Origin of the sequence: Micromonospora orduensis, from assembly GCF_006228125.1 — a bacterium.
In the GTDB taxonomy this organism is placed as follows: domain Bacteria; phylum Actinomycetota; class Actinomycetes; order Mycobacteriales; family Micromonosporaceae; genus Micromonospora; species Micromonospora orduensis.
In genome coordinates, this window is record NZ_VDFY01000183.1 from 1 (window position 1) to 25,272 (window position 25,272).

The 25,272-nt window shown below is 71.7% G+C and carries 28 protein-coding genes; 10 read left to right on the forward strand and 18 right to left on the reverse strand.

What is annotated here, in order from left to right:
• Positions 1-162 precede the first annotated feature (162 nt).
• The 3 genes from FHG89_RS20380 to FHG89_RS20390 all read right to left on the reverse strand — a co-directional run bounded on the left by FHG89_RS20380 (position 163) and on the right by FHG89_RS20390 (position 1,680).
• Positions 163-507, reverse strand: a complete 345-nt coding sequence (locus FHG89_RS20380; RefSeq protein ID WP_139586006.1) for a cupin domain-containing protein — start codon at positions 505-507, stop codon at positions 163-165.
• 218 nt (positions 508-725) lie between these two features.
• Positions 726-1,151, reverse strand: a complete 426-nt coding sequence (gene coaD / locus FHG89_RS20385) for a pantetheine-phosphate adenylyltransferase (protein WP_244295659.1) — start codon at positions 1,149-1,151, stop codon at positions 726-728.
• Positions 1,144-1,680, reverse strand: a complete 537-nt coding sequence (locus FHG89_RS20390) for a DUF6817 domain-containing protein (RefSeq protein ID WP_139586008.1) — start codon at positions 1,678-1,680, stop codon at positions 1,144-1,146. Before FHG89_RS20390 ends, coaD begins: the two co-directional genes overlap by 8 nt.
• Before the next feature lie 158 nt (positions 1,681-1,838).
• Between FHG89_RS20390 and FHG89_RS34160 the strand changes: the two genes are divergently transcribed.
• Positions 1,839-1,973, forward strand: a complete 135-nt coding sequence (locus FHG89_RS34160) for a hypothetical protein (RefSeq protein WP_280116077.1) — start codon at positions 1,839-1,841, stop codon at positions 1,971-1,973.
• Between the two features lie 69 nt (positions 1,974-2,042).
• On the opposite strand, the gene FHG89_RS20395 is transcribed toward FHG89_RS34160, so the two are convergent.
• The 6 genes from FHG89_RS20395 to FHG89_RS20420 form a co-directional block, all read right to left on the reverse strand.
• The gene (locus FHG89_RS20395) at positions 2,043-5,507 is read right to left on the reverse strand and encodes a ThuA domain-containing protein (RefSeq protein ID WP_139586009.1); all 3,465 of its coding nucleotides are present in this window, start codon (positions 5,505-5,507) and stop codon (positions 2,043-2,045) included.
• A gap of 158 nt (positions 5,508-5,665) precedes the next feature.
• Positions 5,666-6,082, reverse strand: coding sequence for an NUDIX domain-containing protein (locus FHG89_RS20400; RefSeq protein WP_139586010.1), 417 nt, complete (start codon positions 6,080-6,082; stop codon positions 5,666-5,668).
• Between the two features lie 44 nt (positions 6,083-6,126).
• Positions 6,127-6,687 carry a GNAT family N-acetyltransferase gene (locus tag FHG89_RS20405; protein WP_139586011.1) on the reverse strand — a complete coding sequence of 187 codons (561 nt, stop codon included), beginning with the start codon at positions 6,685-6,687 and terminating at the stop codon, positions 6,127-6,129.
• Positions 6,688-6,712: 25 nt separating this feature from the next.
• Positions 6,713-7,387: a cytidylate kinase family protein gene (locus FHG89_RS20410; protein WP_139586012.1), complete on the reverse strand. Its 675-nt coding sequence runs from the start codon at positions 7,385-7,387 to the stop codon at positions 6,713-6,715.
• A 236-nt stretch (positions 7,388-7,623) separates the two neighbouring features.
• Entirely contained in the window at positions 7,624-8,217 is a 594-nt protein-coding gene (locus tag FHG89_RS20415; RefSeq protein ID WP_139586013.1) for a hypothetical protein, read from the reverse strand.
• 143 nt (positions 8,218-8,360) lie between these two features.
• The gene (locus FHG89_RS20420) at positions 8,361-9,485 is read right to left on the reverse strand and encodes an FAD-dependent oxidoreductase (protein ID WP_139586014.1); all 1,125 of its coding nucleotides are present in this window, start codon (positions 9,483-9,485) and stop codon (positions 8,361-8,363) included.
• 28 nt (positions 9,486-9,513) lie between these two features.
• On the opposite strand from FHG89_RS20420, the gene FHG89_RS20425 reads away from it, so the two are divergent.
• On the forward strand, positions 9,514-10,230 hold the full coding sequence (locus FHG89_RS20425) for a TetR/AcrR family transcriptional regulator C-terminal domain-containing protein (protein WP_244295661.1): 717 nt from the start codon (positions 9,514-9,516) through the stop codon (positions 10,228-10,230).
• Positions 10,231-10,262: 32 nt separating this feature from the next.
• Here FHG89_RS20425 and FHG89_RS20430 read toward each other — a convergent pair whose 3' ends face one another.
• Positions 10,263-11,198, reverse strand: a complete 936-nt coding sequence (locus FHG89_RS20430) for a LysR family transcriptional regulator (protein ID WP_139586016.1) — start codon at positions 11,196-11,198, stop codon at positions 10,263-10,265.
• Between the two features lie 123 nt (positions 11,199-11,321).
• On the opposite strand from FHG89_RS20430, the gene FHG89_RS20435 reads away from it, so the two are divergent.
• The 3 genes from FHG89_RS20435 to FHG89_RS20445 are packed head-to-tail and all read left to right on the forward strand — an operon-like array spanning position 11,322 to position 14,133.
• A complete protein-coding gene (locus FHG89_RS20435; protein WP_139586017.1) occupies positions 11,322-12,569 on the forward strand; it encodes an MFS transporter in 1,248 nt (415 codons plus the stop codon).
• Positions 12,570-12,605: 36 nt separating this feature from the next.
• Entirely contained in the window at positions 12,606-13,355 is a 750-nt protein-coding gene (locus FHG89_RS20440; protein WP_139586018.1) for a YdcF family protein, read from the forward strand.
• A complete protein-coding gene (locus FHG89_RS20445; protein ID WP_208761032.1) occupies positions 13,324-14,133 on the forward strand; it encodes a hypothetical protein in 810 nt (269 codons plus the stop codon). Before FHG89_RS20440 ends, FHG89_RS20445 begins: the two co-directional genes overlap by 32 nt.
• Positions 14,134-14,173: 40 nt before the next feature.
• Here FHG89_RS20445 and FHG89_RS20450 read toward each other — a convergent pair whose 3' ends face one another.
• Both FHG89_RS20450 and FHG89_RS20455 read right to left on the reverse strand, forming a co-directional pair.
• A complete protein-coding gene (locus FHG89_RS20450) occupies positions 14,174-15,388 on the reverse strand; it encodes an RNA polymerase sigma factor (protein ID WP_139586019.1) in 1,215 nt (404 codons plus the stop codon).
• Positions 15,388-15,774 carry a YciI family protein gene (locus tag FHG89_RS20455; RefSeq protein ID WP_139586020.1) on the reverse strand — a complete coding sequence of 129 codons (387 nt, stop codon included), beginning with the start codon at positions 15,772-15,774 and terminating at the stop codon, positions 15,388-15,390. Before FHG89_RS20455 ends, FHG89_RS20450 begins: the two co-directional genes overlap by 1 nt.
• A gap of 200 nt (positions 15,775-15,974) precedes the next feature.
• Between FHG89_RS20455 and FHG89_RS20460 the strand changes: the two genes are divergently transcribed.
• Positions 15,975-16,916, forward strand: coding sequence for a DUF1731 domain-containing protein (locus FHG89_RS20460; protein WP_139586021.1), 942 nt, complete (start codon positions 15,975-15,977; stop codon positions 16,914-16,916).
• Positions 16,917-16,943: 27 nt separating this feature from the next.
• On the opposite strand, the gene FHG89_RS20465 is transcribed toward FHG89_RS20460, so the two are convergent.
• On the reverse strand, positions 16,944-18,503 hold the full coding sequence (locus FHG89_RS20465; protein WP_139586022.1) for an NAD(P)/FAD-dependent oxidoreductase: 1,560 nt from the start codon (positions 18,501-18,503) through the stop codon (positions 16,944-16,946).
• 176 nt (positions 18,504-18,679) lie between these two features.
• On the opposite strand from FHG89_RS20465, the gene FHG89_RS20470 reads away from it, so the two are divergent.
• The 4 genes from FHG89_RS20470 to FHG89_RS20485 all read left to right on the forward strand — a co-directional run bounded on the left by FHG89_RS20470 (position 18,680) and on the right by FHG89_RS20485 (position 21,492).
• On the forward strand, positions 18,680-19,906 hold the full coding sequence (locus tag FHG89_RS20470) for a hypothetical protein (protein ID WP_244295663.1): 1,227 nt from the start codon (positions 18,680-18,682) through the stop codon (positions 19,904-19,906).
• A 33-nt stretch (positions 19,907-19,939) separates the two neighbouring features.
• A complete protein-coding gene (locus tag FHG89_RS20475; RefSeq protein ID WP_139586023.1) occupies positions 19,940-20,380 on the forward strand; it encodes an EVE domain-containing protein in 441 nt (146 codons plus the stop codon).
• An 83-nt stretch (positions 20,381-20,463) separates the two neighbouring features.
• Positions 20,464-21,036, forward strand: a complete 573-nt coding sequence (locus FHG89_RS20480) for a GNAT family N-acetyltransferase (protein WP_139586024.1) — start codon at positions 20,464-20,466, stop codon at positions 21,034-21,036.
• Between the two features lie 42 nt (positions 21,037-21,078).
• Positions 21,079-21,492 (forward strand): type II toxin-antitoxin system Phd/YefM family antitoxin, encoded by a 414-nt coding sequence (locus FHG89_RS20485; protein ID WP_139586025.1) that lies wholly within the window; start codon positions 21,079-21,081, stop codon positions 21,490-21,492.
• Between the two features lie 34 nt (positions 21,493-21,526).
• On the opposite strand, the gene FHG89_RS20490 is transcribed toward FHG89_RS20485, so the two are convergent.
• The 5 genes from FHG89_RS20490 to FHG89_RS20510 form a co-directional block, all read right to left on the reverse strand.
• Complete coding sequence (locus FHG89_RS20490) at positions 21,527-22,594, reverse strand: ABC transporter ATP-binding protein (protein ID WP_139586026.1); 1,068 nt, start codon at positions 22,592-22,594, stop codon at positions 21,527-21,529.
• Positions 22,591-23,406 (reverse strand): ABC transporter permease, encoded by an 816-nt coding sequence (locus tag FHG89_RS20495; RefSeq protein ID WP_139586027.1) that lies wholly within the window; start codon positions 23,404-23,406, stop codon positions 22,591-22,593. The genes FHG89_RS20490 and FHG89_RS20495 overlap by 4 nt, the downstream gene beginning before the upstream one ends.
• Positions 23,403-24,200, reverse strand: a complete 798-nt coding sequence (gene modA, locus FHG89_RS20500; protein ID WP_139586028.1) for a molybdate ABC transporter substrate-binding protein — start codon at positions 24,198-24,200, stop codon at positions 23,403-23,405. Before modA ends, FHG89_RS20495 begins: the two co-directional genes overlap by 4 nt.
• The gene (locus FHG89_RS20505; RefSeq protein ID WP_139586029.1) at positions 24,197-24,622 is read right to left on the reverse strand and encodes a TOBE domain-containing protein; all 426 of its coding nucleotides are present in this window, start codon (positions 24,620-24,622) and stop codon (positions 24,197-24,199) included. The genes modA and FHG89_RS20505 overlap by 4 nt, the downstream gene beginning before the upstream one ends.
• A gap of 238 nt (positions 24,623-24,860) precedes the next feature.
• Entirely contained in the window at positions 24,861-25,253 is a 393-nt protein-coding gene (locus FHG89_RS20510; RefSeq protein WP_139586030.1) for an SCO5389 family protein, read from the reverse strand.
• Positions 25,254-25,272 lie beyond the last annotated feature (19 nt).

Genomic DNA, 25,272 nt, shown 5'->3' on the forward strand with positions numbered 1-25,272 from the left:
GCACACTGATCACCAGACAGCCCTTGGTTTGCGATCTTCTTCCCTAGACAAGAGGAATGATCGATCAAGGGCTGTCGTCATGATCAGCCGGGGTCGATACCACCGCCCAGCAGGTTAAATATCAAGCTAGCGCCGGTCTCAGGGTTCGCGACTTCGGGCGCCCTACTCGGCGCGCCGACCCGGAGCACGCGAGCCGTACGCCGGGCCGAACACCACCAGCAGCGCCAGGTCCTCGGTCACCTCGACGAACCGGTGCTCCTCACCGGCCGGCACGAAGATCACCGAACCCGGGCCCACCTCGGCCGCGCCGTCCGGGGTCACGATCCGGGCCCGCCCTGCGGTGACCACGTAGATCTCATCCTCGGTGTGCGGGCTCTGATCGTCGGGACCGCCCGCCGGGATGCAGTACGTTCCCACCGACAGGCCCGGCACTCTCAGGTGTTCGACCCAGTCGTTGGCGGCCCCGGTGGGTGTGGTCCACCGCCCCGCGCCTTCGATGATCAGCATGGCGGAAGCCTAGTACTGCAACGGCAGTAGGCGAATCGTTGTCGGGTCGCTTTCGTCAGCGCCGGGTCACGTCGATGACGATTACCGAGGACTCGGTCGCCGGGCTGGAACTGCCGTTGGTGGCGGGCGGCGTTGGCCCGCACGCCACCGGTGAGTGTGATGATCAGGTTGAGCGAGTGGGCCCCGACGGTCACGCGCCGCACGCTCGCTGGATCAGGTCATCTCTTCAATGTGCGGACCACTGTCGACGACACCGCGGCCAGTTCGGGCTGCGCGGGCAGAAACACGGTGGGGAACCCCAGCGACCAGTTCATTGCGGCGAGCTGATACTCGGTCCGAAGGTCGGTCGTGTTCCGCACACCGCGGACGATTACTCCGATGTCGTGGCGAAGGCAGTAGGTGGAGGTAAGCCCACTCCATGCCGCAACAGTGACGGAGGTCCAGCCGGCCGGCAGAATTGCCCGGACCGCGGCCGCTCGTTCCTCTTCGCCGAGACCCGGATGTTTGGAGCTGTTGACAGCGACGAGCACGACCACTTCGTCGAAGATCTTGCGTGCTCGGTTCACCACATCCGCATGCCCGGGAGTGAAGGGATCGAAGCTGCCGGGGTAGACGGCTCGTATGCGTGCGCGACCGTTAGTCACGGTGCAATACCCGCTGCGCATCGCGGATGACCTGCTCGCGGGCGAGTGCGGCCCAGGAGGCGAACAGTTCCCGGAAGTAGGCGCCGTGCCGGGCCGCCACGGCCGGATCCTGCTCGATGACGTCCAGTTCGTTGACGATGCTCAGGTCCACGAGCGACCGCAGTTGAGCCGCATTCGGCGTTCGCACCTGGCCTGTGAAGCGGTCGGACACCTGGCCGGTCTTGGCCAGCTCCCGCCAGCTACGCCCACGGTCGCAGGCGCCGTACAGATAGACAAGTTCCTCGGCGTCGGCACCCACGAGATCCCGCAGCACCGCACGATCGGCCGGATCAAGCAGAGCGAGATCGAAGCCGTCGGTGCCGTAGACGGCGTGGGTGAGGCCCGCCGCTTGCACGTCACTGCCGCAGCCGAGCAGGGCCAGTCGTTCGCTGACACGACACAGGTGGGCGTACAGGTTGCCGCCGGGATGCGCGATCTGCTCCGCTCCCTGCCGGCGGAGCCAGACCCGCACGCCTTCGTCGGTGCTCATGGCCCGACTGTAGGGATTGGCTGTCGGATTCGTTGGCCCTGGGTGTGGGCACTACGTCACAGCACTTGGCTTCGTCCGGAGGTTCGCTCAGGTACCTGCCTCCGAAGCCGGAAAAGCGCTGCGGGCCGAGAAAGCTGTGGTCGATGCCCGATCCGTCGATGCCCGAGCTCCCGACGGCTGTCGTGGCGGAAGCGCCGCAGGTCTTCGTTCTCATCAGGGACGAGGAGGTTGTCGGCTACCTCTTCGGCCTGTTGCTGGATCTGGACATCGCGGAGGTCAGGCAGGACCTCTAGACGTACGTGTCTCTGACCTGGGATGTGGGCGGTGGCGGGCGGGTTGGCCCGCCCGCCACCGATCCGCAATCAGGTGACCGTGACGGTCAGGTTGATCGAGCGGGTCTCTCCGCTGGTGTAGGTGGTCGTGACCCGGGCGGTGTAGGTGCCCTTTCGGGGGTAGCTGTGACTCGTCGACCGCAGCGTCGCCCCGTGCGTGACGGCGCTGTTGTCGCCGAAGTCCCACGCGTAGTCGGTGATGCTCTGCCCGGAGGGCACCGTCGCGGTGGCCGTCAGCGTGGTGGTCAGCGGCGCGGCGCCGCTGGCTGGATTGGCCGCGAGCGACAGCGTCCCGCCCGGTTCCTGCTTGACGCCGGCCCCGTTGAACCGCAGCCAGTCCAGCGAGAGCAGGTCCGGTGTGCCGCCGACCTGGGCGGTGTTGACGAACCTCACGTACAGGGTGGTCGTGCCGGCGGGTTTGTTGGTCAGCGTCACCGTCGGCGAGACCAGGTTGTCCCAGCCGCCGGTCGAGGCGACGGCGGTGGCGCCGATCAGCGTGCCGGTGGGTGAGCCAGCCCGCAGCTCGATGGTGCCGCCGAGGCCGCCGTTGGTCACCCCGAGCGTCACCGAGCCGATGTTGCGCAGGTCCACCGGCCCGTACGCCGCCCAGTCGTTGTGGTCGACGTCGCCGAGCCGCTTGCCGGCGCGGGCGGTGGCCCGGTCGTTCACGACCAGGCCGGACTGGCCGCTGAAGTGCTCGGCCTCCTTGCTCTTGGGCTGCAACTGCACCCGGGTCGAGCCGGTGAGCGCCGGTACGCCGCCGGCCGCGCCACCGTCGGTGTACTGCGCGGTGATCAGGGTGTAGAGGTTCTGTCCCGGCCCGTGACCGTCGCCGGCGTCCGCCTCGGTGGCGAGCAGGCCCGAGCAGCCGGTGTAGACGTCCAGCGGGTGGGCGTGTGAGTCGTGGCCGAGCTGCGTCTGCACCGTCACCTTGGCGCAGTCGATGGTGGTCTCCTCCGGGTCGGTGACCGTCACCGTGTACGGGATCTTGTCGCCGAAGTCGAAGAACCCGCCGTCGGGCACGGTGATGGTCACCGTGGGCCGGGTGTTGCCGACCACCACGTCGGTGACCGTGGTGGCGGCCAGCCCGTTGCCGCTGTTGCGCACGGTCAGCCGGGCGGTGAACTTTCCGGCCGTCGAGTAGGTGAAGTTCGGGTTGGCGGCGGTGGAGTCGGTGGTGCCGTCGTTTGTGAAGTCCCAGGCGTAGCTGAGTGCCGAGCCGTCACCGGCGGCCGTGCCGGCCGAGGAGAAGCTGACCGCGAGCGGCGTGCGTCCGCTGTCCGGGGTGGCGGCGATCTTCACGCTCGGCGGCCTGCCGTTGGCCACGTAGTCGATGCGGTAGATGCCCGCGCCGGCGTTGCTGCCGCCGCGACCGCTGCCGGTGCCCTCGCCGAAGTCGATGACGTAGAGCGACCCGTCCGGGCCGAACTCGGCCTCGAAGGGCTGGATCCAGCTCATGTTGTCGAAGATCCCGTTGATCGACTGGAGATCACCGACGGCGGTGGGACCGAAGCGCGCGTTACTGAAGGTCTGCGCCGTCTTGTGGATCGAGAGCGTCTTGAACCACCTGCGGGTCAGCTCGAACGTGATCCACTTGCCCTCGAAGTACTCGGGGAACTTGGTGGTGCGGGTGTTCGCCGGGTCGTAGTCGTAGACCGGGCCGCTCATCGGCCCGCCGCCGCCGGTTCCCACCTCGGGGAACTGGGTGGAGGCGGAGTACGCGTACCAGACCAGTGCCGACTTCGACGCCGGCAGGTTGGTCAGACCGGTGTTGTTGGGGGAGTTGTTGACCGGCGCCGCGCAGGTGAACTTCGCCCCGGAGGTGCTGGTGGCGAAGTTGTAGTCGTTGAACGGAATGTTGTTGCCCACGCAGTACGGCCAGCCGAAGTTGCCGGCGGCGGTGATCCGGTTGAACTCGACGGTCCCCTCCGGACCACGGTTGGGGTCGGCGGCGCGGGCGTCCGGCCCGTAGTCGGCGACCAGCACGGCGTTGGTCTGCGGCTCGATGGTGATCCGGAACGGGTTGCGCATGCCCATCGCGTAGATCTCCGGCCGGGTCTTCGCGGTGCCGGCGGGGAAGAGGTTGCCGCTCGGGATGGTGTACGTACCGTCGGCCTGCGGGGTGATCCGCAGGATCTTGCCGCGCAGGTCGTTGGTGTTGCCGGCGGTGCCCTGGGCGTCCCAGGCGGCCCGGCCGGCGCGCTCGTCGATCGGGGTGTAGCCGCTGGAGGCGAACGGGTCGGTGTTGTCGCCGATCGCGGCGTAGAGCCGCCCGGTAGCGTCCATGGCCAGCGACCCGCCCATGTGCGAGTTGGCCCGGCCCTCGCCGCGGTAGGTGGGGATGGCCAGCAGGCGCTTCTCCGAGGAGAGCGCGACGCTGTTGTTGGCGATGGTGAACCGGGACAGGTTGAGCTGTTTGAGGGTCTTGTCCGACCAGAGCAGGTAGACCCAGCCGTTGCTGGCGAAGTTGCGGTCCAGGGTCATGCCGAGCAGCCCGTCGGACTGGTCGGTCATCGCCGAGGTGTACGCGAAGTCCAGCAGCGTGGTGACCTGGAGGGTGTCGGAGTTGACGACCTTCAACGCGCCGGTGCGCTGGATGTAGTAGACCTTCCGGTCCGGCGCGACGGCCAGCTCGAACGGGTCGGCGAGGTTCTCGGTGACCAGCCCCACCCGCTCGAAGTTGCCGGTCTCGGTGGCCGAGCAGTCGCCGGCGACGGCGCCGGCGGCCCACTCGATGCCGTAGCGCAGGTGCTCCAGGAAGGGCGCGGAGGTGAACTGGGCGCTGGCGTGACCGCCGGCCGTGAACCAGGAGCGGCCGCCGTCGTAGCGCTGACACCAGGAGTACGCGTGGTCGACGCCCTCGTCCAGGCCGTTGATCCCGTCGCGCACCTTGATCTGCGCGAGGGTGTGCACGTTGCCTGTCGGGTTGGTCCGCCAGTTGTACCACTCCTCGCTCTGCTCCCACAGCTCCGGCAGGTTACGGGTGGAGGGGTGGGCCCGGTCGAGCACCTTGACCCGACCGGGGAAGGTGCCGCCGGTGGCGGAGAAGTCGGGGTGGTAGTCGAAGATCGTGCCGACCAGGCCCTCGTACCACTGCCAGTCGCGTTCGCTGGCCGAGGCGGCGTGCAGGCCGGCCCAGCCGCCGCCGTTGCGGATGAACGTCTGCAGTGCCGCACGCTGGCTGGCGTTGAGCAGGTCGCCGGAGGCGGGTGTGGAGTTGGTGTTGTTGAACACCAGGGCGTCGAAGGTGGCGAGGTTGGCGTCCGTGAACGCGCCCGCGTCGGTGGTGGCGACCACCTCGAAGTTGTTCGCGGCGCCGAGTTGTTGGATCGCGGTCACGCCGGCCGGGATCGAGTCGTGGTAGAAGTTCGTGATCTTGGAGAAGACCAGTACCCGGAAGCGCGGGGCGGCCTCGGCGGGCAGGGCGGTGGTGGTGCTCACCACGGCGGCGATGGCGAGCAGGATGAGGCCGAACGCACGGAGGTGTCGGGGCATGGGGGCGCTCCCTGTCGGACGGTGAGGGTCGGAAAGCGCTTTCTCGCTGCCCGCACCACGGTACTGACAGCCAGTGACGACCGTCAATGGTCCTCTGGTAAGCGTTTTCCTGCCCGGTCCTCGACATCGTCTCCGGCATCCCGAGCGCGCCGACAACATCACCTGCGGGCGCGCTCACGCCCAGGCAGAGCACGAACCAGTGCCACCAGGCCGCCATGTACGAGGGGAAGGCCGCCCAGCTCGCTGAATCCGACCCACGCGATGTCGTCATGCTCGTCGGGCGCACGGTTGGTCGGAGAGCCAACCCAGTCTCCAACCTGCCAGACGCCCACGCGAACGGCGTCCTCACCACTGCCGGAATGCAGGTCACCCAACCGTGAGGCGGACTCCGCCACAATCTGAACGCCGAGTTCCTCGCGCATCTCACGCGCGAGGGCCTGTAGTTCCGACTCACCGGCTTCGACATGGCCCCCTGGTAGATCCCAGAGATCTGGGAATGCCCGGCGGGTCGGGCTGCGGTGTACCAGTAGGACCGCGCCGTTTTCCACGAGTGCGCCGGTGACGACGACATGCATGACGGGAGTGGAGCACAGAGGTGGGACAAGCTCGCTCCAGTGCCCTACCGGGCTGCCTCTCGACGCCATGTGTCGGCGAGGAGGCCGTAGGTGTAGCCGTCCACCCAGCCCAGCTCGGCGTGCCAGGAATCGCCGGCGCCGTGCTGCTCACGACGCATGCCGACCTTCTCAAGGATGCGCACCGAGGCGAGGTTGTCCGCGAAACAGCCGGCGGTGATCCTCCGAATGCCGAGCCGGTCGAAGGCGTGCGCCACCATCGCGGTGACCGCCTCGGTCGCGTACCCGTGGCCGCCGTAGGCGGGATCGAAGGTGTAGCCGAGGTGCGCCTCGGTCCGTGGTGGCATGCCGGGTTGACCCATGCCGTCGACGACCTCGAGCGAGACGGTTCCGATCACCACGCCGTCGAGCGTGGCCGCCATGCTGTGGTCGTCGGGGTCCGCGGCCGCGCGTTGCCACGCCGCCCGGAAGGATGCCGGGTCGACCTGCGTGCGGAGAAGCCAGCGCGTGACCTGCGGCAGATTGCGGTACTCCAGGATCCGGTCGACGTCCTCGTCCCGCACCGGGCGAAGCACGAGGCGTTCAGTGCGTACGGTGCTGTACTCCATGAGGCGGCACGCTAGCGCACGACGGTCAGCGTGTACGGGTCTCCCAGACCGGCCGCTGGGGCTCGTCGTTGTGCACGATGATGTCGACGCGATCGGTCGGGCGGACGGCAGCGAGGTAGAGCCGTTGGGAGGGGATGTAGCGCTCGCGCCAGCGCCGTTCGACGTCGGCCCGAGATGACACCCGGCTCTCTCGGATCAGGGCACGCTCAACGGTCCTCTCGAGCGTGGTCGACACGAAGATGCGCAGGTCCCACCGGTCGATCAGTTCCGGGCGCATGAGGAAGACGCCGTCGAAGAGCAGCACGGCGTCGGCGGGGGCGCTCGTGACCGGCGGGGACAGGACGGCGTCCGTCGTGTGGTCGTAGACCGCGGGTTGGAAGCGCCGATCTCCGCCCGGGCCGAGCGGATCGAGCAGAACGCGGTTCAGCGCGTCACGGTCGTGGGTGTCGTGGTAGCAGCCTTCGGCCGAGTACTCCCCGCGCGGATAGCGCTGTGCCCGGGGCAAGAGGAAATCATCGATCGTCGCCCGGATGACGTCGCGGCCCTGTTCGCGCAGGACGACGGCCAGTTCGTCGGCGAGGGTGGTCTTGCCTGTCGCGGGCGGTCCGTCGACGGCGACCCGCGTCGGGTGGGCGGCCGCGACGCTGCCGACCGCGTCAGCCAGGCGGCGCAGCATCTCGTCGCGGGTGCCGTGCTCCATGTCCTGCACCGTCCTGGTCTGGCGAAAGGAGTCGTGTCCACCCGACCCTATGCGCGGCGGCACTCCCTCCGGCGGGGAGTCGAACCCACCGTGGGCGGGAGGTGTCGTCGCGCGGCCACCGTCTCGTACGCCCGCCGCGCACCCGACGGCGGCAACACGGGGTCGTCGGGCCGGTCCGGGTGACGCCACGGCGGGGCGATCCACCCGCCCCGCCGTGGTCCCGCCGCCGCGGCCGGTCAGTTGTCGGCCGGTGGGGCCGTCAGCTCGGCGTGCCGCACCCGGTAGTCCCCGTGCGTCACGGTGGCGAACGCGGCAGGCGCGAGGCAGGTGCCGATCCGGGACGGACCCCACTGGCCCGCCTCGTTCTGGTCGGCGCTCGCCGCCCAGGTGAAGCCGACCCGGTCCCGGTTGCGACCGCCGTCCTGCACGCTGAATCCGACCCGCTTGCCGAGGAAGTCGCTGGCCTGCTCGTCGGCGCGGGTGACGATGGCGGTGAGGGTCGCATGACCAGGGCTCGTGATCATGCAGTCGACCGCCGCTTCGAACCGTACGGTGATGCCCTGCGTGGCCAGCCGGTGTGCGACCCGGACAGTACCGGTGGCGTCGGCCGGCGAGCCGTTCTCCCCGCCGGGAAGCGGGATCGGTCGGCTGTACGGCACCGACCGGACGTCGAAGGCGAACGACCGCACGTCGTCGTCCTGCCCGTACGGGAGGGCGAACTCCGCCGACCCGGTCAGCCGGGCCGGGCTGCGGTCGGCCGCCCCGACCGGTGCCCCCGCCACCGCGATGACGGTCGCCGCGACCATTCCCCACCCGAGTGTTCTGCGCATGTTCGTCCTCCCGATCCGGCCGCGGTGTCGCGGCCCTGCGATACCTCGACGGTCGGCGATACGGGACGAAGATCGATCCGCTGGGAGGGGGAAGCCGTTACCTCGCGTACGGGAAAGCGGTCCGCGTCTGGTGGCATGGCGCCTCAGGTCGTGGACGCCGGTTCGGCGGCTCGGGGAGTGAAGAAGCGGACGATGTCGTCCGCCGCGGTGGGGGACAGCATCATCGCCTGCACCCGTGCGGACATCTCGGCGATCGGGTGGATCCTGGCGAACATCGCGTCCTCGTACGACCGGATCGCCGCGTCAGGGTCGGCGGGGTTGGCGGCGAGTCGGCCGGCGAGTTCGGCGGCGTCGAGCATGGCCTGGTTGGCGCCCTCGCCGACCGGCGCCATGAGGTGCGCGGCGTCGCCAAGGAGGGTGACGCCCGGCCGGCTGGACCAGCGCGTGTCGATGGGCGTCGCTTCGATCAGGCGCGGCGTCGGCGCGCTGTCGGCGGCCTCGATGAGCGCGGTGAGGCGGGGGTCCCAGCCGGCGAAGATGTCCAGCAGAGCGGGCTTGTCACGGAGGGTGTCGACGGGGCGGTCGTCCGCGCGCAGCGAGATCCCGACGCGGAGGCTGCCGTCGCCGAGGCGCTGCGCGGAGAGGATCTGGTTCACGCCGACGCACCACAGGTTTCCGGGGCCGACCAGCTCGGCGAGACCCGGGTGGCGCCGGTCCACGTCGCTGACCATCAGCTCTACCACGGCGGACACGGGGGACAGCTCGACGTCGACGAGCAGTGGTCGGACGATCGAGCGCGCGCCGTCCGCGCCGACGAGGATGTCGCAGTGGCTTCGGTGGCCGCCCTCGAAGGCCAGTTCCCAACCGCCGCCAGGTCGCGGGGTCGCCGCGACGAGCCGGCGCCGCCAGACGACCGTGTCGCCCGGGAGGGAGTCGAGCAGAAGGTCACGCAGCGCGCTGCGGTCGATCTCGGGGCGCCCGGAGAACGAGCCCGGTTGCGGCTCGTGGTGCACCAGGATCCGACCGCTCGGGTCGACGATGCGGTGCTCCTCGCCCTCAGGCCGCGCCTGCGACCGGAACCCGTCGGCGAGGCCCGCCTCGGCCAGGGCCCGCTGCCCGGACTCCGGGTGCAGGTCGAGCGTGCCGCCCTGCGACCGGGCGGACCGGCTCGCGTCGCGCTCGTACACCACCGCGTCGATGCCGTGCCGGTGCAGGACCCGCGCCAGTGTCAGTCCGCCGAGCCCGCCACCGGCGATCGCGATTCGCATGCCTACCCCTTTGCCGTACACTGTATTGGTGGATACAGCGTACGGTAGCGAAGCGTTGCCCGTTTGGGAACGGCCCGAGCCCCAGCCGCGGGCGGTGCCGGTGCCGTTGAGCCGCGAGAAGATCGCCGCGGCGGCGATCCGGCTCGCCGACGCGGACGGCCTCGATGGGCTGTCGATCCGCAAGATCGCCAAAGAGCTCGGGGTCGGGCCGATGCGGCTGTACGACTACGTGCTCAACAAAGCTGAACTGCTCGATCTGATGGTCGACGCCGTCTACGCCCGGATCGCCGAGGTCGACAAGCAGCCGGAGTGGCGGGCCACGGTGCTGGCCATCGCGCACGCGACCCGCCGCGCCGCCCTCGACCACGAGTGGTTCTCCGACCTGCTCGGCGCAAGGCCGCACCTGGGTCCCCACGCGCTCGCCGTGGGCGAGGCGACCGCGGCGGCGCTGAGCCGGTCTCCCGCCGTGCGCGGCATCGACGATCTCCAGCGGGCTCTGGGCGCCCTCAACGGCTTCCTCATCGGAGCGGTCCGCAGGGAGGTCACCGAGCGTCGCACCGCCCGTTCCACAGGCACCGACGAGGCCGCCTGGCAGGCCAGCCTCGGCCCGTACCTCACCCGCATGCTGAACACCGGCAGGTACCCCACGATCGCCCGGCTCGTCATCGACGGCGCCCACCTCGATGCCGAGGAGACCTTCAGCCACAATCTGACCACCGTCCTGGACGGCATCACCGGCGCGTGATCCACGGCCCGCCGGACGCGGTGCGACTGTGTTCAGGCGGGCGTCGTCGCCCAGGAGGGACGCCAGGTATCCACGGGCAGCGGCGCCAGACTCCGCAGGTGGTCGATGACCGCCCGCAGGCCCGGGTGCGGGTTCGCCCGGGGGAGGACGAGTGAGAGCGGGTAGGCGAGCGTCGGGTCCTGGATGGGGATGCGGCGCAGGTCGTGGTTCGTCGGCCAGAGGTACCTGTCGCGCGAGCCGACGAGTGTCGCCACGTCGGCGGAGTCCGCGAGGACGTCCAGGAGCACCTCGTCGCCGAAGTGCGGCCCGGCGGCGTCGACGCGAAGGTCGAAGTGGGTGACCAGCTGATCGTAGAAGTCCGCCCATTCGCTTCGCGGCGCGATACCCGGCACCCAGATCCGGTGCCCGCGCAGCTGGACGGGTGTCAGCGTCCGTGCGGAGGCGAGCGGGTGTCGTGGGCCGACGAGGAGTTCCAGCGGGGAGTCGAAAGCGTGGACCATCCGTACGTCGCGCGGCAGCACGGCCGGGTCGGTCACCGAGCGGAACGACGCGTCGACGTCGCCGGCCTGGACCGCGGCGACCGCCGCGCGCGGGTCGTCGACGCGCAGGGTCACCACGTCGAGGGCGGTTTCCGGGTGCGCGCGCCAGAAGTCGTGCAGGACCACGGCCTGCGCGGACCGCAGGCCGAGAACGTCGATCCGCAGGGCCCGCGAGCCCGGCCGGATCGCGGCCACGGCGCGGTCGGCCCCGGCCACGATGGCCCGGGCGTGCGCGAGGAAGGCCTGGCCGTCGAGTGTCAGCTCGACCCCTCGGGCGGTACGCGTGAACAGCCGCACGCCGAGTTCGCGTTCGAGAGCGGCGATCCGCTTCGACACGGCCTGCTGCGTCACGCCCAGCTCGTCGGCGGCGTGTTGCAGTTGCCCGAGCTCCGCCGCGCGGACGAACGACCGCACCCCCTCGGTATCCACCGACCCATTATGCGGACGCACAACCGATCGTTGTGGCTCGCCCGACGGGCGGTTGTTTGACCTGCGGCGGGTGCGCCAGGTGTGCTCCGGTGACCCGATGATCGGTTGTCGCGAGGGAGTCGCATGCGCGTGCGGTTGGGGCCCGATGTCGGGTGGCTGTGGTCGGCGTACGCGGTCAGCACCTACGGCACCTGGATCGCCTTCGGGGCGTTCCCGCTGATCGCGGTGCACGTGCTGGGCTCGCCGGCGTTCGCCGTGTCGCTCCTGGACGCGGCCGGGCTCGCCGTCTCGGCGACTGTCGCCTTCGCGCTCGGGCCGTGGGTCGAGCACCGGGCCAAACGGCCGGTGATGATCGCGATGGACCTGATCCGGTTCGCCGCGATGGCCAGCGTGCCTGTCGCGTACGCCCTGGGTGTGCTCTCCTACGGCCACCTGCTGGTCGTCTCGGTCATCTCCGGGACCGCGGGCATCGCCTTCGCCGCGGCCTCCGGCGCGTACCTGAAACACCTCGTCCGCCGCGACCACCTCCTGGTGGCGAACGGTCGGTTCGAGGGCACGGGCTGGGTGGCGACCGCTGCCGGTCCGCCCCTCGGTGGTGCGCTCATCGGGCTGCTCGGCCCGGTCGTCACCGTCCTGGCCGACGCCCTCAGCTACCTGCTGTCCGCGCTGGCTGTCGGGCGCGTCGGCGGAGGCGACGTCGCGGCGCCCCGCGACCGGGTCACCCGACTGCGCCCCGTCGACCTTCTGCGGGGCTGGCGGTTCATCCTCGGCGGCCGCGTCCTGCGGGGTCTGTTTCTCAACTCGATCCTGGTCGGTGGCCTCATCATGGCCACCGCGCCACTGCTGGCCGTCCTCCTGCTGGGCGAGTACCACTTCCCGGCCTGGCAGTACGGTCTCGCCTTCGGCGTTCCGGCGCTCGGCGGCTTCGTGGGCGCCCGGCTGTCCGCGGGTCTGGTGGCCCGCCACGGTCGGCACCAGGTCATGATCGTTTCCGGTTGGCTGCGGTCGCTCTTCCCACTCGGTCTGGCGTTCGTCGGCCCCGGCATCCCCGGCCTCGTCACGGTGATCCTGGTCGAGGGCCTGCTGATCACCTGCATGGGCATCTTCAACCCGATCTCCGCCACCGAACGCCTGCAACGGATTCCCGTCGACCACACCGCCCGGATCCTCAGCACGTGGAGTGCCACCGGCAAGCTCCTGCAGGCCGTCCTCATGGTGGCCTGGGGTGTTCTGGCCACCCTCACCAGCCCGCTCGCCGCCATCACCATGTCCGGCGTCCTCCTGCTCGCCACCCCGCTCCTGCTGCCCGGACGGACACAGTGGTCCACCCCCGAGCCGGCCTCGCCCGCCCAGGACGTCCGGGTCGCCTGACCCACGGCGATGCCCCGGGTGCCGCAGACTGGGGAGATGTCGGACGTGACAACCCCTCGGGTCGTGGCAGGGGCGGACCTCGCCGGGTTCACCAGCGGACAGCTCCTGGACGTGCTGACGGCCGTCACGGTGATCCTCGCTCTGCCCCAGTCGGCCGCCGCGCACGTCGACGCGATCGCCGTGGCCACCGGTCAGGGCGAAGAGTGGCGACTCACCCAGGGCATCCGCTCCTGGGAGGCCAACCCCCGCGTACGCCACCTGCTGGTGGCGAACGGGAATCCGGCCGAGGCGACGTACACCGACATCACCCTCGATCACCTGCGTGGTCTCGGTCTCCGTCGGATCGACGGGGTGGTGCTCCAGACCGAGCCGGCCCCGAACACCGGCCTCCAGGCCGACTGGATCGTCCGGCAGGTCCGCGACCTCAACATCGCCAGCCTCGCGCTGGTCGTCTCGCCCTACCACCTGCCGCGCGCCTATCTCACCGTGCTCAAGGCGGCCAGCAGGGCAGGCGTCCGGCTGCCCGTCATCCCCGTCCCGGTGGCCGTCGACCCCCACACGCCCGTTCCCGAGACCGGCGCCACCGCGTACGACCTCATGGGAGGAGAGGTGCGGCGCATCCTCACCTACCAGGGCGCCGGATGGGTCGCCACCACCGACGAACTCCAGCAGCACCTGCGCTGGCTGTGGAGCCGGCACGCGTCGCTGCTCACGGCACCGGCGTCCCCGCCCCCGCCTACCGAGGAGCCCACGAGTGCGCGTCAGCCTGGCGACGAGCGCCGGTAGGGCCGGCCGGCCGAACGAGGACTTCGTCGGTGCTGTTCCGGGCGCTGTCGTGCTGCTGGACGGCGCCGGCATCCCGGGCGCCGAGGCGCTCTGCTCCCACGGCGTCGCCTGGTACACGCGTCGCCTCGGCGGCACGCTGCTCGGCCACCTGTCACGCGACGACGGGCAGGACCTCGCGGCCATCCTCGCCACCGCCATCGGCGAGGTCGCCGCCGAGCACGCCGACACCTGTGCCATCGCGGACCCCGCGAGCCCGCAGGCCACCGTCGCGCTGGTCCGCGCCCACCGGGGACGCCTGGACCATCTCCTGCTCGCGGACTCCTTCCTCATCCTCGACCAGGCCCGCTCCGGCCCGCTGGTGATCACCGACGAGCGCGAGGTGGTCGCCAGGCGCGACTGCGCGGCACCCCTGGACGGCGTCGCGCCGGGAACGCCCGATTACGACCGCGTCCGCGCCTCCTGCGTCACCGCGCTGCGGGCGCGCCGCAACAAGCCCGGCGGTTACTGGATCGCGAAGGACGACAGGCGTGCCGCGCGGGAGGCGGTGACCGGCAGCAGCTCCCTCACCGACCTGAACGGCGTGGCGCTGGTCAGCAACGGCGCCAGCCGCATCGTCAACCCGTACGGCCTCACCGACTGGCCCGGCGTCCTGGAACTGCTGCGCGCCAGCGGGCCGGCCGGCGTCATCACCCGCGTCCGGCAGGCCGAAGCCCAGGCACCCGACGCTCAGGTCCCGGACGACGCCACCGTCGCCCACTGCACGCACCTGCGTCACTAGGACTGGACGATGGACGGCCCCCGGGGCCGTGCTGGCGGAGTCACTTCAGCGCGGCCACCTTGCGCAGCAGCACCGAGCGTTCGCGCTGGTTGGCGCAGAGCCGGGCCGCCAGCTCCAGTTCGGCGCGCGCCTCCGGTCGCCGCCCGAGCCGGACCAGCAGCTCCCCGCGCACGGTCGGAACCAGATGCGAACCGGGGAGCTGGTCCGCGGCGATCAACTCGTCCACGATGGCCAGGGCGGGCGCCGGACCCGAGGCCATCGCCACGGCCACGGCCCGGTTGAGCGCGACCACCGGCGAGGGCGCGACCCGGCCGAGCGCCTCGTAGAGCACCACGATCCGGTCCCAGTCGGTCGCCTCGGCCGAGGGCGCCGACGCGTGGGTGGCCGCGATCGCGGCCTGCAGGCCGTAGGGGCCGAGGCCGCGGGTCGCCGCCCTGGCCAGCGCGGCCAGCCCACGGCGGATCGCCGGAACGTCCCACCGCCGGCGGTCCTGGTCCTCCAGCAGGATCGGTGAGCCGTCCGGGGCGGTCCGGGCCGGGAAGCGGGCGGCCGTCAGCTCGCACAACGCGAGCAGGCCGTGCACCTCCGCCTCGTCCGGCTGGAGTACGGCAAGCGTGCGGGTCAGCCGGATCGCCTCGTACGCGAGGTCGGGGCGCAGCAGGTGGTCGCCCGATGTGGCCGTCGACCCCTCGGTGAAGATCACGTAGAGGACGCTGAGCACGCCGCCCAACCGTTCCCGGCGCTCGCCGGCGGCCGGCAGTTCGAACGGCACGCCGGCCGCCGCGATCGTCTTCTTGCCTCGGGTGATGCGGGCCTGCACGGTGGGCACCGGCACGAGGAACGCCCGGGCGATCTCCTCGCTGGACAGGCCGCCGACCACGCGCAGGGTCAGCGCCACCCGGGCGTCGCGGGAGAGCACCGGGTGGCAGCTGACGAACATCAGGGCCAGGATGTCGTCGTCGATCCGGTCGGGGTCGATGTCGTCGTGGACCGCCGGGTCGGCCGCCAGCAGGGCGTACCTGTCCCGCAGGGCCGTCCGGCGACGGATCGCGTCGATCGCCCGCCGCCGGGCCGCGGCCATCAGCCAGCCGGCCGGATTGGCCGGAGCGGCCACCGGCCACGACACCAGCGCCTCCGCCACCGCCTCCTGGGCCGCGTCCTCGGCCAGCCCGAAATCGCCTGTGAATCGGGTCAGCGCGGCGACGATCCGCGCCGACTCGATCCGCCAGACAGCCTCGACGTCGGCCGTGCCCATCAGACCTGGCCGGTGCTCTCGCTGATCTGCGGGACCTCGTCGGCCTCGGCCACCCGGCGGACCTCGATCTTGGAACCGGGGACCGCCGGGAACCGCTTGGCCCACTCGACCGCCTCCTGCGTGGACGCGACGTCGAGGAGGAAGTAGCCGCCGAACAGTTCCCTGGTCTCTCCGTACGGCCCGTCGGTCACCACCGGGGTCTCGCCGCTGAAGTCGACCACGACGCCTCGGCCCGGATCGTCCAGCCCCTCGGCCGCGAGGAGGACGTCGGCCTTCATCATCTCCTCGATGAACCGGCCGGTCGCGGCCATCGCCTCGTCGATCGACGCCATCATGGCCGCGTTCGTCTCGTCGGTGCCCCGCATGATCAGCATGTACCTCGGCATCGCGATCTCCTCGTCCGGCGGGGCTGCCTCTCAGCCCTCGCACCGTACGTCGAACGAGCGGGCCGCGGATCGACACGACGCTCGGGAAATCTCTCGCCGTGACGCAGCCGCTCCCTCGGGCCGGTGGTCCGGGCGGCCGGGGCGTACCATCGGAGGTATTGTTGAACATGTTCAAATAGAGTCTCCGATGTGGAGGGACCGTGAAGGTCGTCATTCCCGGTGGGACCGGACAGGTCGGCACGATCCTCGATCGGGCGTTGACCGCGGCGGGCCACGATGTCGTGCTGTTGACGCGCTCACCCCGGGGCCCAGGTCAGGTCCGCTGGGACGGCGCCACCCCTGGTCCCTGGGTCGAGCAGATCGACGGCAGCGATGTGGTGGTCAACCTGGCCGGGCGCAGTGTGAGCTGCCGGTACACGCCGGCGCACCTCGACGCGATGATGAGTTCACGGATCCGGTCGACGCGGGTGATCGGTGAGGCCATCGCCGCGGCTGCGCGGCCACCCGGGCTGTGGTTGCAGATGAGCACCGCGACGATCTACGCGCACCGCTTCGACGCGGCCAACGACGAGTACGACGGTCTGATCGGCGGTGGCGAGCCCGACGTGCCGGGGTACTGGGCGTACAGCGTCACGATCGCCCAGAACTGGGAGGAGGCTCAGCAGCGGGCGGCAACTCCCGACACGCGCAAGGTCGCACTGCGCTCGGCCATGGTGATGAGCCCCGACCGGGGTGGGGTGTTCGACGTGCTGAGCTGGCTCGCGCGACTCGGACTCGGCGGACCGGTCGCGGGCGGTCGGCAGTATGTCTCGTGGATCCACGACCAGGACTTCGTCCGCGCCATCCAGTTCCTGATCGAACGCGACGACCTGACCGGCGCGGTGAACCTGGCCGCCCCCGGCGCGTTGCCGCAGGGCGAGTTCATGCGGGCGCTGCGCTCGGCGTGGCGCATGCCGGTCGGCCTGCCGGCCACCAGGTGGATGGCCGAGGTGGGCGCGTTCGCGCTCCGGTCGGACACCGAACTGCTGTTCAAGAGCCGGCGGGTCGCCCCGGCTCGGCTCTCCGACGCCGGATTCACCTTCGACCATCCGCGGTGGCCGGCCGCGGCGGTGGACCTGACGGCACGGCGTCGCCGAGGCTGACCGCGAGTCGGTCGGCCGAGGACCCCGTCAGGCCAGCGGCACCTGCGCCGACCGGCCGCCGTCGCCGGCGGGACGCACACCCTCGGGGGTGGTGATCGGGGCGGCGACGATCCGGCTGGGCAGCACCGGCGCGTCCCGGCCCGTGCCGTGCCGGCCGTCGCCGCCGGACGACTGCTCGTGGTAGTCCTGCTCCACGTTGACCGACCAGACGTCGTGCGTACCGCCGGTGGCGATGTTCTCCACCGTGAGCATCGCGGTGAGCATCGAATGGTCCTGGTTGTTGTAGCGGTGCATGCCGTTGCGACCCACCGGGTGCACGTTCGGCACCGCCTCGGCTAGCCACGCGCGGATCACGTCCACGTTGTGCTGGTAGCTCTCGTCGTACACCGGGTAGGCCTTCGGCATGCGCACGACGTAGCCGGCCTCCACCACTCCGGGCCGGACCAGACCCAACCGCTCCAGCTCCGCGGTGGCCAGCGCCACGAGGTCGGCATCCGGGGTACGCCACATGTCGTCGTCCTCGAACACGAAGTACTCCAGGCCCAGGCAGGTGCGGCCGTCCTTGACGAGGTACGGCGACCAGGAGCCGAAGTTCTGGATCCGTCCCACCCGTACCCCCGGGTCGTGCACGTAGATCCAGTTGTCGGGGAAGGAGAATTCCGCCGGCACCACGAGCGCGACGGTCAGGAAGTCGCGGTAGCGCAGGTCGGCGGCGCAGGCCAGCACCTCCGGCGGCGCCGGCGGGCGCAGCGCGGTCACCAGCTCCGAGATCGGCATGGACGAGATCACGTGGTCGGCCGGTTCGGTGCGCTGCCCACCCGCCCCGTCGACCGTCACGCTTATCGCCCGCCGCCGCTTCGGGTCGCGGTGCACGGCGGTCACCCAGGTGCCGGTGGACAGCTGTCCGCCCCGCTTGCGGACCTGTTCAGCGCAGCGCTCCCACATCATCCCGGGCCCGTACTTCGGGTACTGGAACTCCTCGATCAGGCTGGTCACGTCCGTGCGGCGGCCACGGGGCAGCAGCGCGTTGCGGATCGCCGTGGCCAGCGACAGGTTCTTGATCCGCTGCGCGGCCCAGTCGGCCCGCAGCCGGTCCGCCGGCATCCCCCATACCTTCTCGGTGTACGTCTTGAAGAAGATCGAGTACAGCCGCCACCCGAACCGGGCCGACACCCAGCCCTCGAAGTGCGACTGGTCCCGGGGCGGGCGCAACCGGGCCCGCGCGTACGAGCCGAGGCAGCGGGCCGCCTCCGGCAGTCCCAGGTTGCGCAGCGCGTTCATCGCGCTGAGCGGGTAGTTGAACAGCGCGCCCCGGTAGAAGATCCGGCTCATCCGGGGCCGGGTCAGGAAGTCCTCGTCGGGCAGGATCTCGTGCCAGAACGCCTCCACCCGGGGCACCTTCGTGAAGAACCGGTGCCCGCCGATGTCGAACCGCCACCCGTCGCGCTCCACGGTCCGACTGATCCCGCCGACCACCTCGTCGGCCTCGAAGATCTGGACCGACCGGCCGTGCCGCAGCAGCTCGTACGCCGCCGTGAGCCCCGCCGGCCCCGCGCCGATGACCACCGTGCCGTGCTGCTCGCTCATGCCGCCGTACTCCCTGATCGCCCGCGATGGTTGAGGCGCGGCGCGTACCCGTTCTGCCCGGAATGTCACCTCGCGGTCGTGGTGTTTCCGCTCCGGAGGGGTGCGCGACGGCGTACAACAACAGGGGCGACACCCTCCCGCGGCGGGTGGGCCGGCGGACCGGGGGAGCGGGGCGGATGCACCGGTGGCGAAGCGGCGCGAGGACGCTGGCCCCCCGGTTGGCGGGTGGCGTCCGGGCCGTCGCGCGGCTGGTCCGCCGCGTTCCGCCGCCCTGGCCGTACGTGATCGGCCTGTTCGTCGGCGCGAAGGTGCTGCTGACCCTCCTCGGGCTGCTGGTGCTGCACGCCTGGGACGGCATTCCCGGCGCACCGCCCGCCGACGAGACGCTGATGTGGGCACAGCAGCGGGAGACCTCGGGGCACCGGTGGATCTCCTTCTGGTTCGCCTGGGACGGGCTGCTCTACCTGCGGCTGAGCGAGCTGCCCCTGACCGGGCCGTGGCGGGATTTCGGCTTCCCCCTGCTGTATCCGTTCCTGGCCCGACCGGTCGGCGCGCTGCTCGGCGGCGACAACGCCCTGGCCCTGCTGCTGATCAGCAACGTCGCGTTCCTGCTGGCCCTCGCCTACGGTTACCGGCTGGCCGAGCTGCTGCTCGGCGACGCGGGCGCGGCCCGCCGGTTCACCAGGTACCTGGTGCTGCTGCCGACCGCGTTCCTGTTCCAGGCCGCGTTGACCGAGTCGCTCTTCGTCTGCCTGGCGCTGGCCGCGTTCTACCACGCCGAACGGCGACAGTGGCTGCTGGTCGGTGTGCTCGGCTACTTCCTGGCGATGAGCCGGTCGGTCGGCCTGCTCGTCGCGCTGCCGCTGGCCCTGGTGCTGCTGCGCCAGCACGACTGGCGCCTCGGCCCGCGCGCCCTGCTCGGCTACCTGCGGATTGGCTGGCCGTTGCTGCTGCTGCCCGCCGGGTGGTTCACCTTCATGGCGTACTGCCGGTGGCGGGGTGGGGACTGGTTCGCCTACCAGCACGCCCAGCGGACCGGGTGGGGGATCGAGGTGCAGAACCCGGTGCCTGTGCTGTTCGGCGGCCTGGCCGGGGAGCCGCGCGACGCCGCGCGGGTGTGGTTCGCCGTGGCCGTGCTGGCCGTGCTGGTCGCCGGGTTCCGCCGCCGGGAGCTGGCCTACCTGGTCTACGGCGTCCTCATGGTGCTGGTGCCGCTGTCGATGGGTCCGGCGGTGTACAAGAGCCTGCTGCGGTACCTGCTCGCCGCCTTTCCGGTGGCCCTGGTGCTGGCCCGCTGGTCCCGCCGCGCCAGCGTCGACGTGTGGCTGACCGCTGCGCTCGCCGTGGTGCAGGGCGCGCTGTTCGTTCTCTGGCTCACCTACTGGACCCACATGATCATCTGATTGGGGCTGCCGCCGGGCGGGCAGGATGAGCGGATGACCGAGCCACGGGTGCGCCTCGACGACCTCGGCGCCTGGCTGATCAAGGGCAACGCCGACCTGGTCGACCTGACCGGCCGCTTCGCCCGCGACCCCCTGGTGACGAGCTGGTGCGTACGCCCCGGCTACCGGGCACGCCTGATGCGCGCCGGGCAGCCGGTGGTCTTCTGGGCCAGCGGGAGCCGCGGTCGACTGCCGTACGGGGTGTGGGGCGTCGGCCGGGTCACCGGGGACGCCGAGCCGGGCGCGCCTAGGCAGCCCTGGTCGGTGCCACTGGACCTGCCCATCCTCGCCGAACAGGACCGGGTGCCCCGGCCGCTGTTGCGCGCCGACGACCGGCTCGCCGCCCTGGAGGTGTTCCGTCAGCCGCAGGCCGCCAACCCCTCGTACCTGACCGTTGCCCAGTTCGCCGCCCTGCGTACCCACCTGCCGGCCTGAGCCCGCCCCGGCTGGCACCCGACCTCCGCCCCTGTGCGAGCCTGCTACCCGTCGTCGCACACACGCACCTTCGTGGAGGCCCGGTGTTCGCCCTGCCGCTGACCGAGGACGTCGAACTGCGCCCGCTGGACCCGTGGCGCGCCGAGGAGTTCCTCGCCAACCTGGACCGGGCGCGCGAGCACATCCAGCCCTGGGTCGCGTCCTCCTTCGTCGCCACCGACCTGCCGTCGGCCCGTGCTGTGTTGCAGCGGTACGCGGACCGCTGGGCCAGCGACAGCGGCGGCATCTGGGGGCTGTGGTGGCGCGGCACGCTGGTCGGCGGCGTCATGTTCGTGTCGTTCGACGCGACGCTTGGCGTCTGCGAGGTCGGCTGCTGGGTGGAGCCGGCGGCGCAGGGCAGGGGCATCGTCGCGCCGGCGGTCCGCCGGATCATCGACTGGGCGGTCCGCGAGCGCGGCATCCAGCGGGTGGAGTGGCGTACCAGCGCCGACAACACCCGCAGCAAGGCCCTCGCCGGCCGGCTCGGCCTGCGCCTGGACGGCACGCTGCGCCAGCTGTACCCGGGCCCGCGGGGACGCATCGACCTGGAGGTCTGGTCGGTGCTGGCGGACGAATGGCTGGCCGCGCCCACCGGCTCGTCACCCACCGTCCACTGACGACAGCGAATTTCTGTCGTACCCGCGCGGCACCATGCATCCATGGCCGTCCCCGCGCTCACCCCGCACCCCGACCCGCCGCGTTCCGTGCCGCTGCGTGAGGCGCGCACCCGGTTCAGTCAGCTCGTCGCGCTGGCCGAGCTGACCGACGCGGTCACCGTCGTCACCCGCGACGGCGATCCCCGCCCGGTCGCCGCGATCGTCCCCGCCGCAGCAGCCCGCAGTAGCGCACAGGCCCGCGCCGACGCCGACCGCCTCGCCGCGGTCACTGCCGGGTGGGCCCGCCGCCTCGACGAGCAGCACCGCCTCAGCAGCCAGCGGCACGCCGCCGAGCTGGGCGCGGTCCGTGCCGCGCTCGCCGAGGCGTGGGCCGAGCTGGACCGTCGGGTCGTCCCCGGCAGCGATCCGGCGCTGGCCCGGCTGCGCGCCGCGCACAACGACCTGCTCGCGGACTGACCCGACGGCCTCCCCGCCGACGACCTTCCCGCCGTCAGCCGGTGGCCGGGTAGGCGTGCGTCTCCGTCGCCTTGAGCGCCACCCAGACTCGCTGGCCGGGGGTCAGCCGTAGCTGGGCGGCGGCCGCGGGCGTCACGTCCGCGGCCACCCCGATCGGTCCGTCGAGCTGCACCCGCACGTTGTCGCCGTGCCGCTGGACTCCGACGACCGTGCCCGCCCAGGTGTTGCGGGGGCTGCCCTCGGGTCGGGCCGGATGCAGGGCCACCGACGCCGGACGGAACGCCACGAACGCCTCGCCCGCCAGCCGGTCCGCCACGGCGAGTGTCAGGTCCGGCGCGACGCGTACCTCGTGCCCGTCGGCCCGCCCCCGGTAGAGGTTCAGCCCGACAAGCCGAGCGACGTAGTCGGTACGCGGACGGGCCGTGACGCTCGGCCCGTCGCCCTCCTGCACCACCCGTCCCCCCTCCACGATGACCAGCCGGTCGGCCAGCGCGAGCGCGTCGAGCGGGTCGTGGGTGACCAGCACCGTCGCACCCGGGTGCGCGGCCAGGTGGCGGTGCAGTTCCGCGCGGGTGTCCAACCGGGTGCGGGCGTCCAGGGCGGCGAGCGGTTCGTCCAGCAGCAGCAGCGCCGGCGCCACGGCCAGCGCGCGCGCCAACGCCACCCGCTGCGCCTGCCCGCCGGACAGCTGCCGGGGCCGACGCGGCGCCTGATCGGCCAGCCCCACCCGATCCAGCCAGTCCCGGGCCGTGGCCCGCGCGGCGCGTCTGTCGATGCCGTGCCGGCGCGGCCCGAAGGCCACGTTGTCGAGCGCGCTCAGGTGCGGAAACAGCAGGTAGTCCTGGAAGACCACCCCTACCGACCGCCGTTCGGTGGGCACCCAGAAGCCTGTCGCCGGCCGGTCCAGGTCGGTGCCGTCGAGCGTGACGTGCCCGGCCGAGAGGGGGTGCAGCCCGGCAAGCGCGCGCAGCGCGGTGGTCTTGCCGGCGCCGTTCGGGCCGAGCAGCGCGACCACCTCGCCGGGTGCGACCCGCAGCGGGACGTCGAGCCGGAAGGCGCCCCGGTCGACGATGATCCGGGCGTCCAGCAGCGGACGGCTCATGCGCTTGTCATCCAGCGGTCCCGCAGTGCCACCAGGATGCTCACCGACACGACGAGCAGCACCAGGCTGAGCACGATCGCGGACTCCAGGTCGGTCTCCAACGCCAGGTACACGGCGAGCGGCATGGTCTGCGTCCGACCGGGATAGTTGCCGGCGAAGGTGATGGTGGCGCCGAACTCGCCGAGCGCCCGCGCCCAGCAGAGCACCGCCCCGGCGGCCAGCCCCGGCGCCACCAGCGGCAACGTGACATGGGTGAAGGTGGTCCACCGGCCGGCGCCCAGCGTGGCGGCCGCCTCCTCGTAGCGATGGTCCGCCGCCCGGAGCGCACCCTCCACCGCGATGACCAGGAACGGCATGGCGACGAACGACTCGGCCAGCACCACACCGGCGGTGGTGAACGGCAGCGTGACGCCGAACGTGGCGTCCAGCCAGCCACCGAGCAGCCCGCGCCTGCCGAAGACCAGCAGCAGCGCCACACCACCGACCACCGGCGGCAGCACCAGCGGCACGGTGACCAGGGCGCGGACCAGCCGTCGGCCGGGGAACTCGACCCGCGCCAGCAGCCACGCCAGTGGCACCCCGAGCAGCAGGCAGAACACGGTGGCCAGCGTCGCGGTCTGCACCGACAACCGCAGCGCGGTCAGCGCGCCCGGCTCGGTGAGCCGCTGCGGCAACGTCGTCCACGGCGCCCGGAGCACCAGCCCCGTCAGCGGCAGGACGAGGAAGAGCAACCCGAACCCGGCAGGGATCAGCAACGCCGCCGGAACGCGTCCCCGCCGCCGGGGTACGGCGGTGCCGAGGGCCCGACTCACGGCGCCTGGAAGCCGGCCTCGGCGAGGACGGCCTGGGCCGGCGCCGAGCGGACGTACGCGACGAAGGCCCGGGCGCCGGCCCTGTTCGGTGCGTCCTTCACCGCGACGATCAGATAGTCGTTGACCGCCCGCGCCGACTCGGGAAACTCGACCCCTGTCACGTCGGCGCTCGCCGCCCGCGCGTCCGTGCGGTAGACCAGGGCGGCGTCGACCTCACCGAGCCTCACCTTGGCCAGCGCGCCCTTGACGTCCTGCTCCAGGGTCACCGGGGTCAGCGTGACGCCGGCCGCGTCGAGGGCCGACCGGGCCGCCGCGCCGCAGGGCACCTGGTCGGCGCAGAGCGCCACCTTCACCCCCGGGCGGGTCAGGCCGGCCAGCCCGGTGACCCCAGCCGGGTTGCCCCGGGGCACCGCGATCACCAGTTGGTTGCGCGCGAAGACGCTCGGTGTGCCGTCGGCGTTGCCGGCCTCGGTCACCGTCGTCATGTTCCTCGGCGCGGCCGAGGCGAAGACGTCCGCCGGCGCGCCCTGGTTGATCTGGTTGGCCAGGGCGGAGCTACCGGCCAGGTTGAGGGTGACAGTGGTGCCCGGGTTGGCGGCCTCGAAGTCCCTGCCGATCCTGGTGAACGACTCGGTGAGCGACGCGGCGGCGAACACCGTCACCGTGCCGGTGACCCGGCCGTCCGCGGCCGCGCCCGCGGAACCCGGGTCGTCGCCACCGCCGCAGCCGGCCATCACCAGTACGGCGAACGCCGCCACGGCGGCCAGCGTCGTACGCCCACCCCGCCCGGTCATTCGCCGGCCCCCGTCCGGGCCGGGGCGGCGGGGGCGGCCCGCTCCACCACCACGGTGGTCGACTTGATGACCGCGACCGCCACCGAGCCCACCCGCAGGTCCAGGTCGTCGACGGCCTCCCGGCTCATCAACGACACCACCCGGAACGGACCGGCCTGGATGTCGACCTGGGCCATCACCGTGTCCTTGCGGACGTCCACGACGATGCCGCGCAGCCGGTTGCGCGCGGAGGAGAACCCGGCGCCCGCGTCCGGGTCGGCGGCCTGAGCGCGGGCGAAGGCGGCCAGGTCGACGCCCTCGATGATCCGATGACCGTGGCCGTCGCGCCCGGCGGGCAGCCGCCCCGCGTCCACCCAGCGGCGGATCGTGTCGGCGCTGACGCCGAGCAACTCGGCCGCCGCGCCGATCCGGAAAGTCGTCACCGGCTCACCGTAGACCTCGCATCCGCAAGTACGGAAGGCCCGATCGAGCCGTATCCACATGGTCGGATGCGCACGATGCCTTGCACATGCGCCACCTGCCCGAAGGGCCTGCTCCCCGCCCGGCGCCCCGGCGTCTCCGCATGATCGCGCTCGATTCAGGATCGAGTAACGTCGTTCTTGGCTGAGGCCACTGTCTCCTGGTTCGAGCACGATCATGGCCGGGGCGCCGGGCGGGGCCTCAGCAGTTGCGCAGTTCGGGGGACTGGTTGAGCAACTGGCCGCGGGTCGACACGAAGCGCCGGTAGCGCTCCCCGTCGACTGCCGACGGGCGGAACGCGGCGACCCGGTGGCAGTTCTGGAAGGCCAGGCGTACGCCGAAGTGCCGTTCCAGGCCGGCGCGGATGGCGTCGCTCGCGAGCGCCCGCAGCAGTTGTCCCCGGTCCTCGTCGGTGGGCGGCGGGATGACGTTGTCGGCGACGTCGGCGTCACCGGATTCCAGGTCGGCCACCACCCGGCTGACGGTGGCCCAGGCGTACGGCAGGGAGTCGCGGACGCAGGCGATGAACGCCTCGTCGTCGACGGGGCCGCGTTCGGCGGCGTCGAGCAGGGCGGGCGGGACGGTGAGTGACATGGTTCTCCTCCGCTTCCAG

Coding starts and splice junctions, on each gene's coding strand:
- FHG89_RS20380 (WP_139586006.1), bottom strand. CDS start 507: ATGCTGATCATCGAAGGCGCGGGGCGGTGGACCACACCCACCGGGGCC.
- FHG89_RS20390 (WP_139586008.1), bottom strand. CDS start 1,680: ATGAGCACCGACGAAGGCGTGCGGGTCTGGCTCCGCCGGCAGGGAGCG.
- FHG89_RS34160 (WP_280116077.1), top strand. CDS start 1,839: ATGCCCGAGCTCCCGACGGCTGTCGTGGCGGAAGCGCCGCAGGTCTTC.
- FHG89_RS20395 (WP_139586009.1), bottom strand. CDS start 5,507: ATGCCCCGACACCTCCGTGCGTTCGGCCTCATCCTGCTCGCCATCGCC.
- FHG89_RS20400 (WP_139586010.1), bottom strand. CDS start 6,082: ATGCATGTCGTCGTCACCGGCGCACTCGTGGAAAACGGCGCGGTCCTA.
- FHG89_RS20405 (WP_139586011.1), bottom strand. CDS start 6,687: ATGGAGTACAGCACCGTACGCACTGAACGCCTCGTGCTTCGCCCGGTG.
- FHG89_RS20410 (WP_139586012.1), bottom strand. CDS start 7,387: ATGGAGCACGGCACCCGCGACGAGATGCTGCGCCGCCTGGCTGACGCG.
- FHG89_RS20415 (WP_139586013.1), bottom strand. CDS start 8,217: ATGCGCAGAACACTCGGGTGGGGAATGGTCGCGGCGACCGTCATCGCG.
- FHG89_RS20420 (WP_139586014.1), bottom strand. CDS start 9,485: ATGCGAATCGCGATCGCCGGTGGCGGGCTCGGCGGACTGACACTGGCG.
- FHG89_RS20435 (WP_139586017.1), top strand. CDS start 11,322: ATGCGCGTGCGGTTGGGGCCCGATGTCGGGTGGCTGTGGTCGGCGTAC.
- FHG89_RS20440 (WP_139586018.1), top strand. CDS start 12,606: ATGTCGGACGTGACAACCCCTCGGGTCGTGGCAGGGGCGGACCTCGCC.
- FHG89_RS20450 (WP_139586019.1), bottom strand. CDS start 15,388: ATGGGCACGGCCGACGTCGAGGCTGTCTGGCGGATCGAGTCGGCGCGG.
- FHG89_RS20455 (WP_139586020.1), bottom strand. CDS start 15,774: ATGCCGAGGTACATGCTGATCATGCGGGGCACCGACGAGACGAACGCG.
- FHG89_RS20465 (WP_139586022.1), bottom strand. CDS start 18,503: ATGAGCGAGCAGCACGGCACGGTGGTCATCGGCGCGGGGCCGGCGGGG.
- FHG89_RS20470 (WP_244295663.1), top strand. CDS start 18,680: ATGCACCGGTGGCGAAGCGGCGCGAGGACGCTGGCCCCCCGGTTGGCG.
- FHG89_RS20475 (WP_139586023.1), top strand. CDS start 19,940: ATGACCGAGCCACGGGTGCGCCTCGACGACCTCGGCGCCTGGCTGATC.
- FHG89_RS20485 (WP_139586025.1), top strand. CDS start 21,079: ATGGCCGTCCCCGCGCTCACCCCGCACCCCGACCCGCCGCGTTCCGTG.
- FHG89_RS20490 (WP_139586026.1), bottom strand. CDS start 22,594: ATGAGCCGTCCGCTGCTGGACGCCCGGATCATCGTCGACCGGGGCGCC.
- modA (WP_139586028.1), bottom strand. CDS start 24,200: ATGACCGGGCGGGGTGGGCGTACGACGCTGGCCGCCGTGGCGGCGTTC.
- FHG89_RS20510 (WP_139586030.1), bottom strand. CDS start 25,253: ATGTCACTCACCGTCCCGCCCGCCCTGCTCGACGCCGCCGAACGCGGC.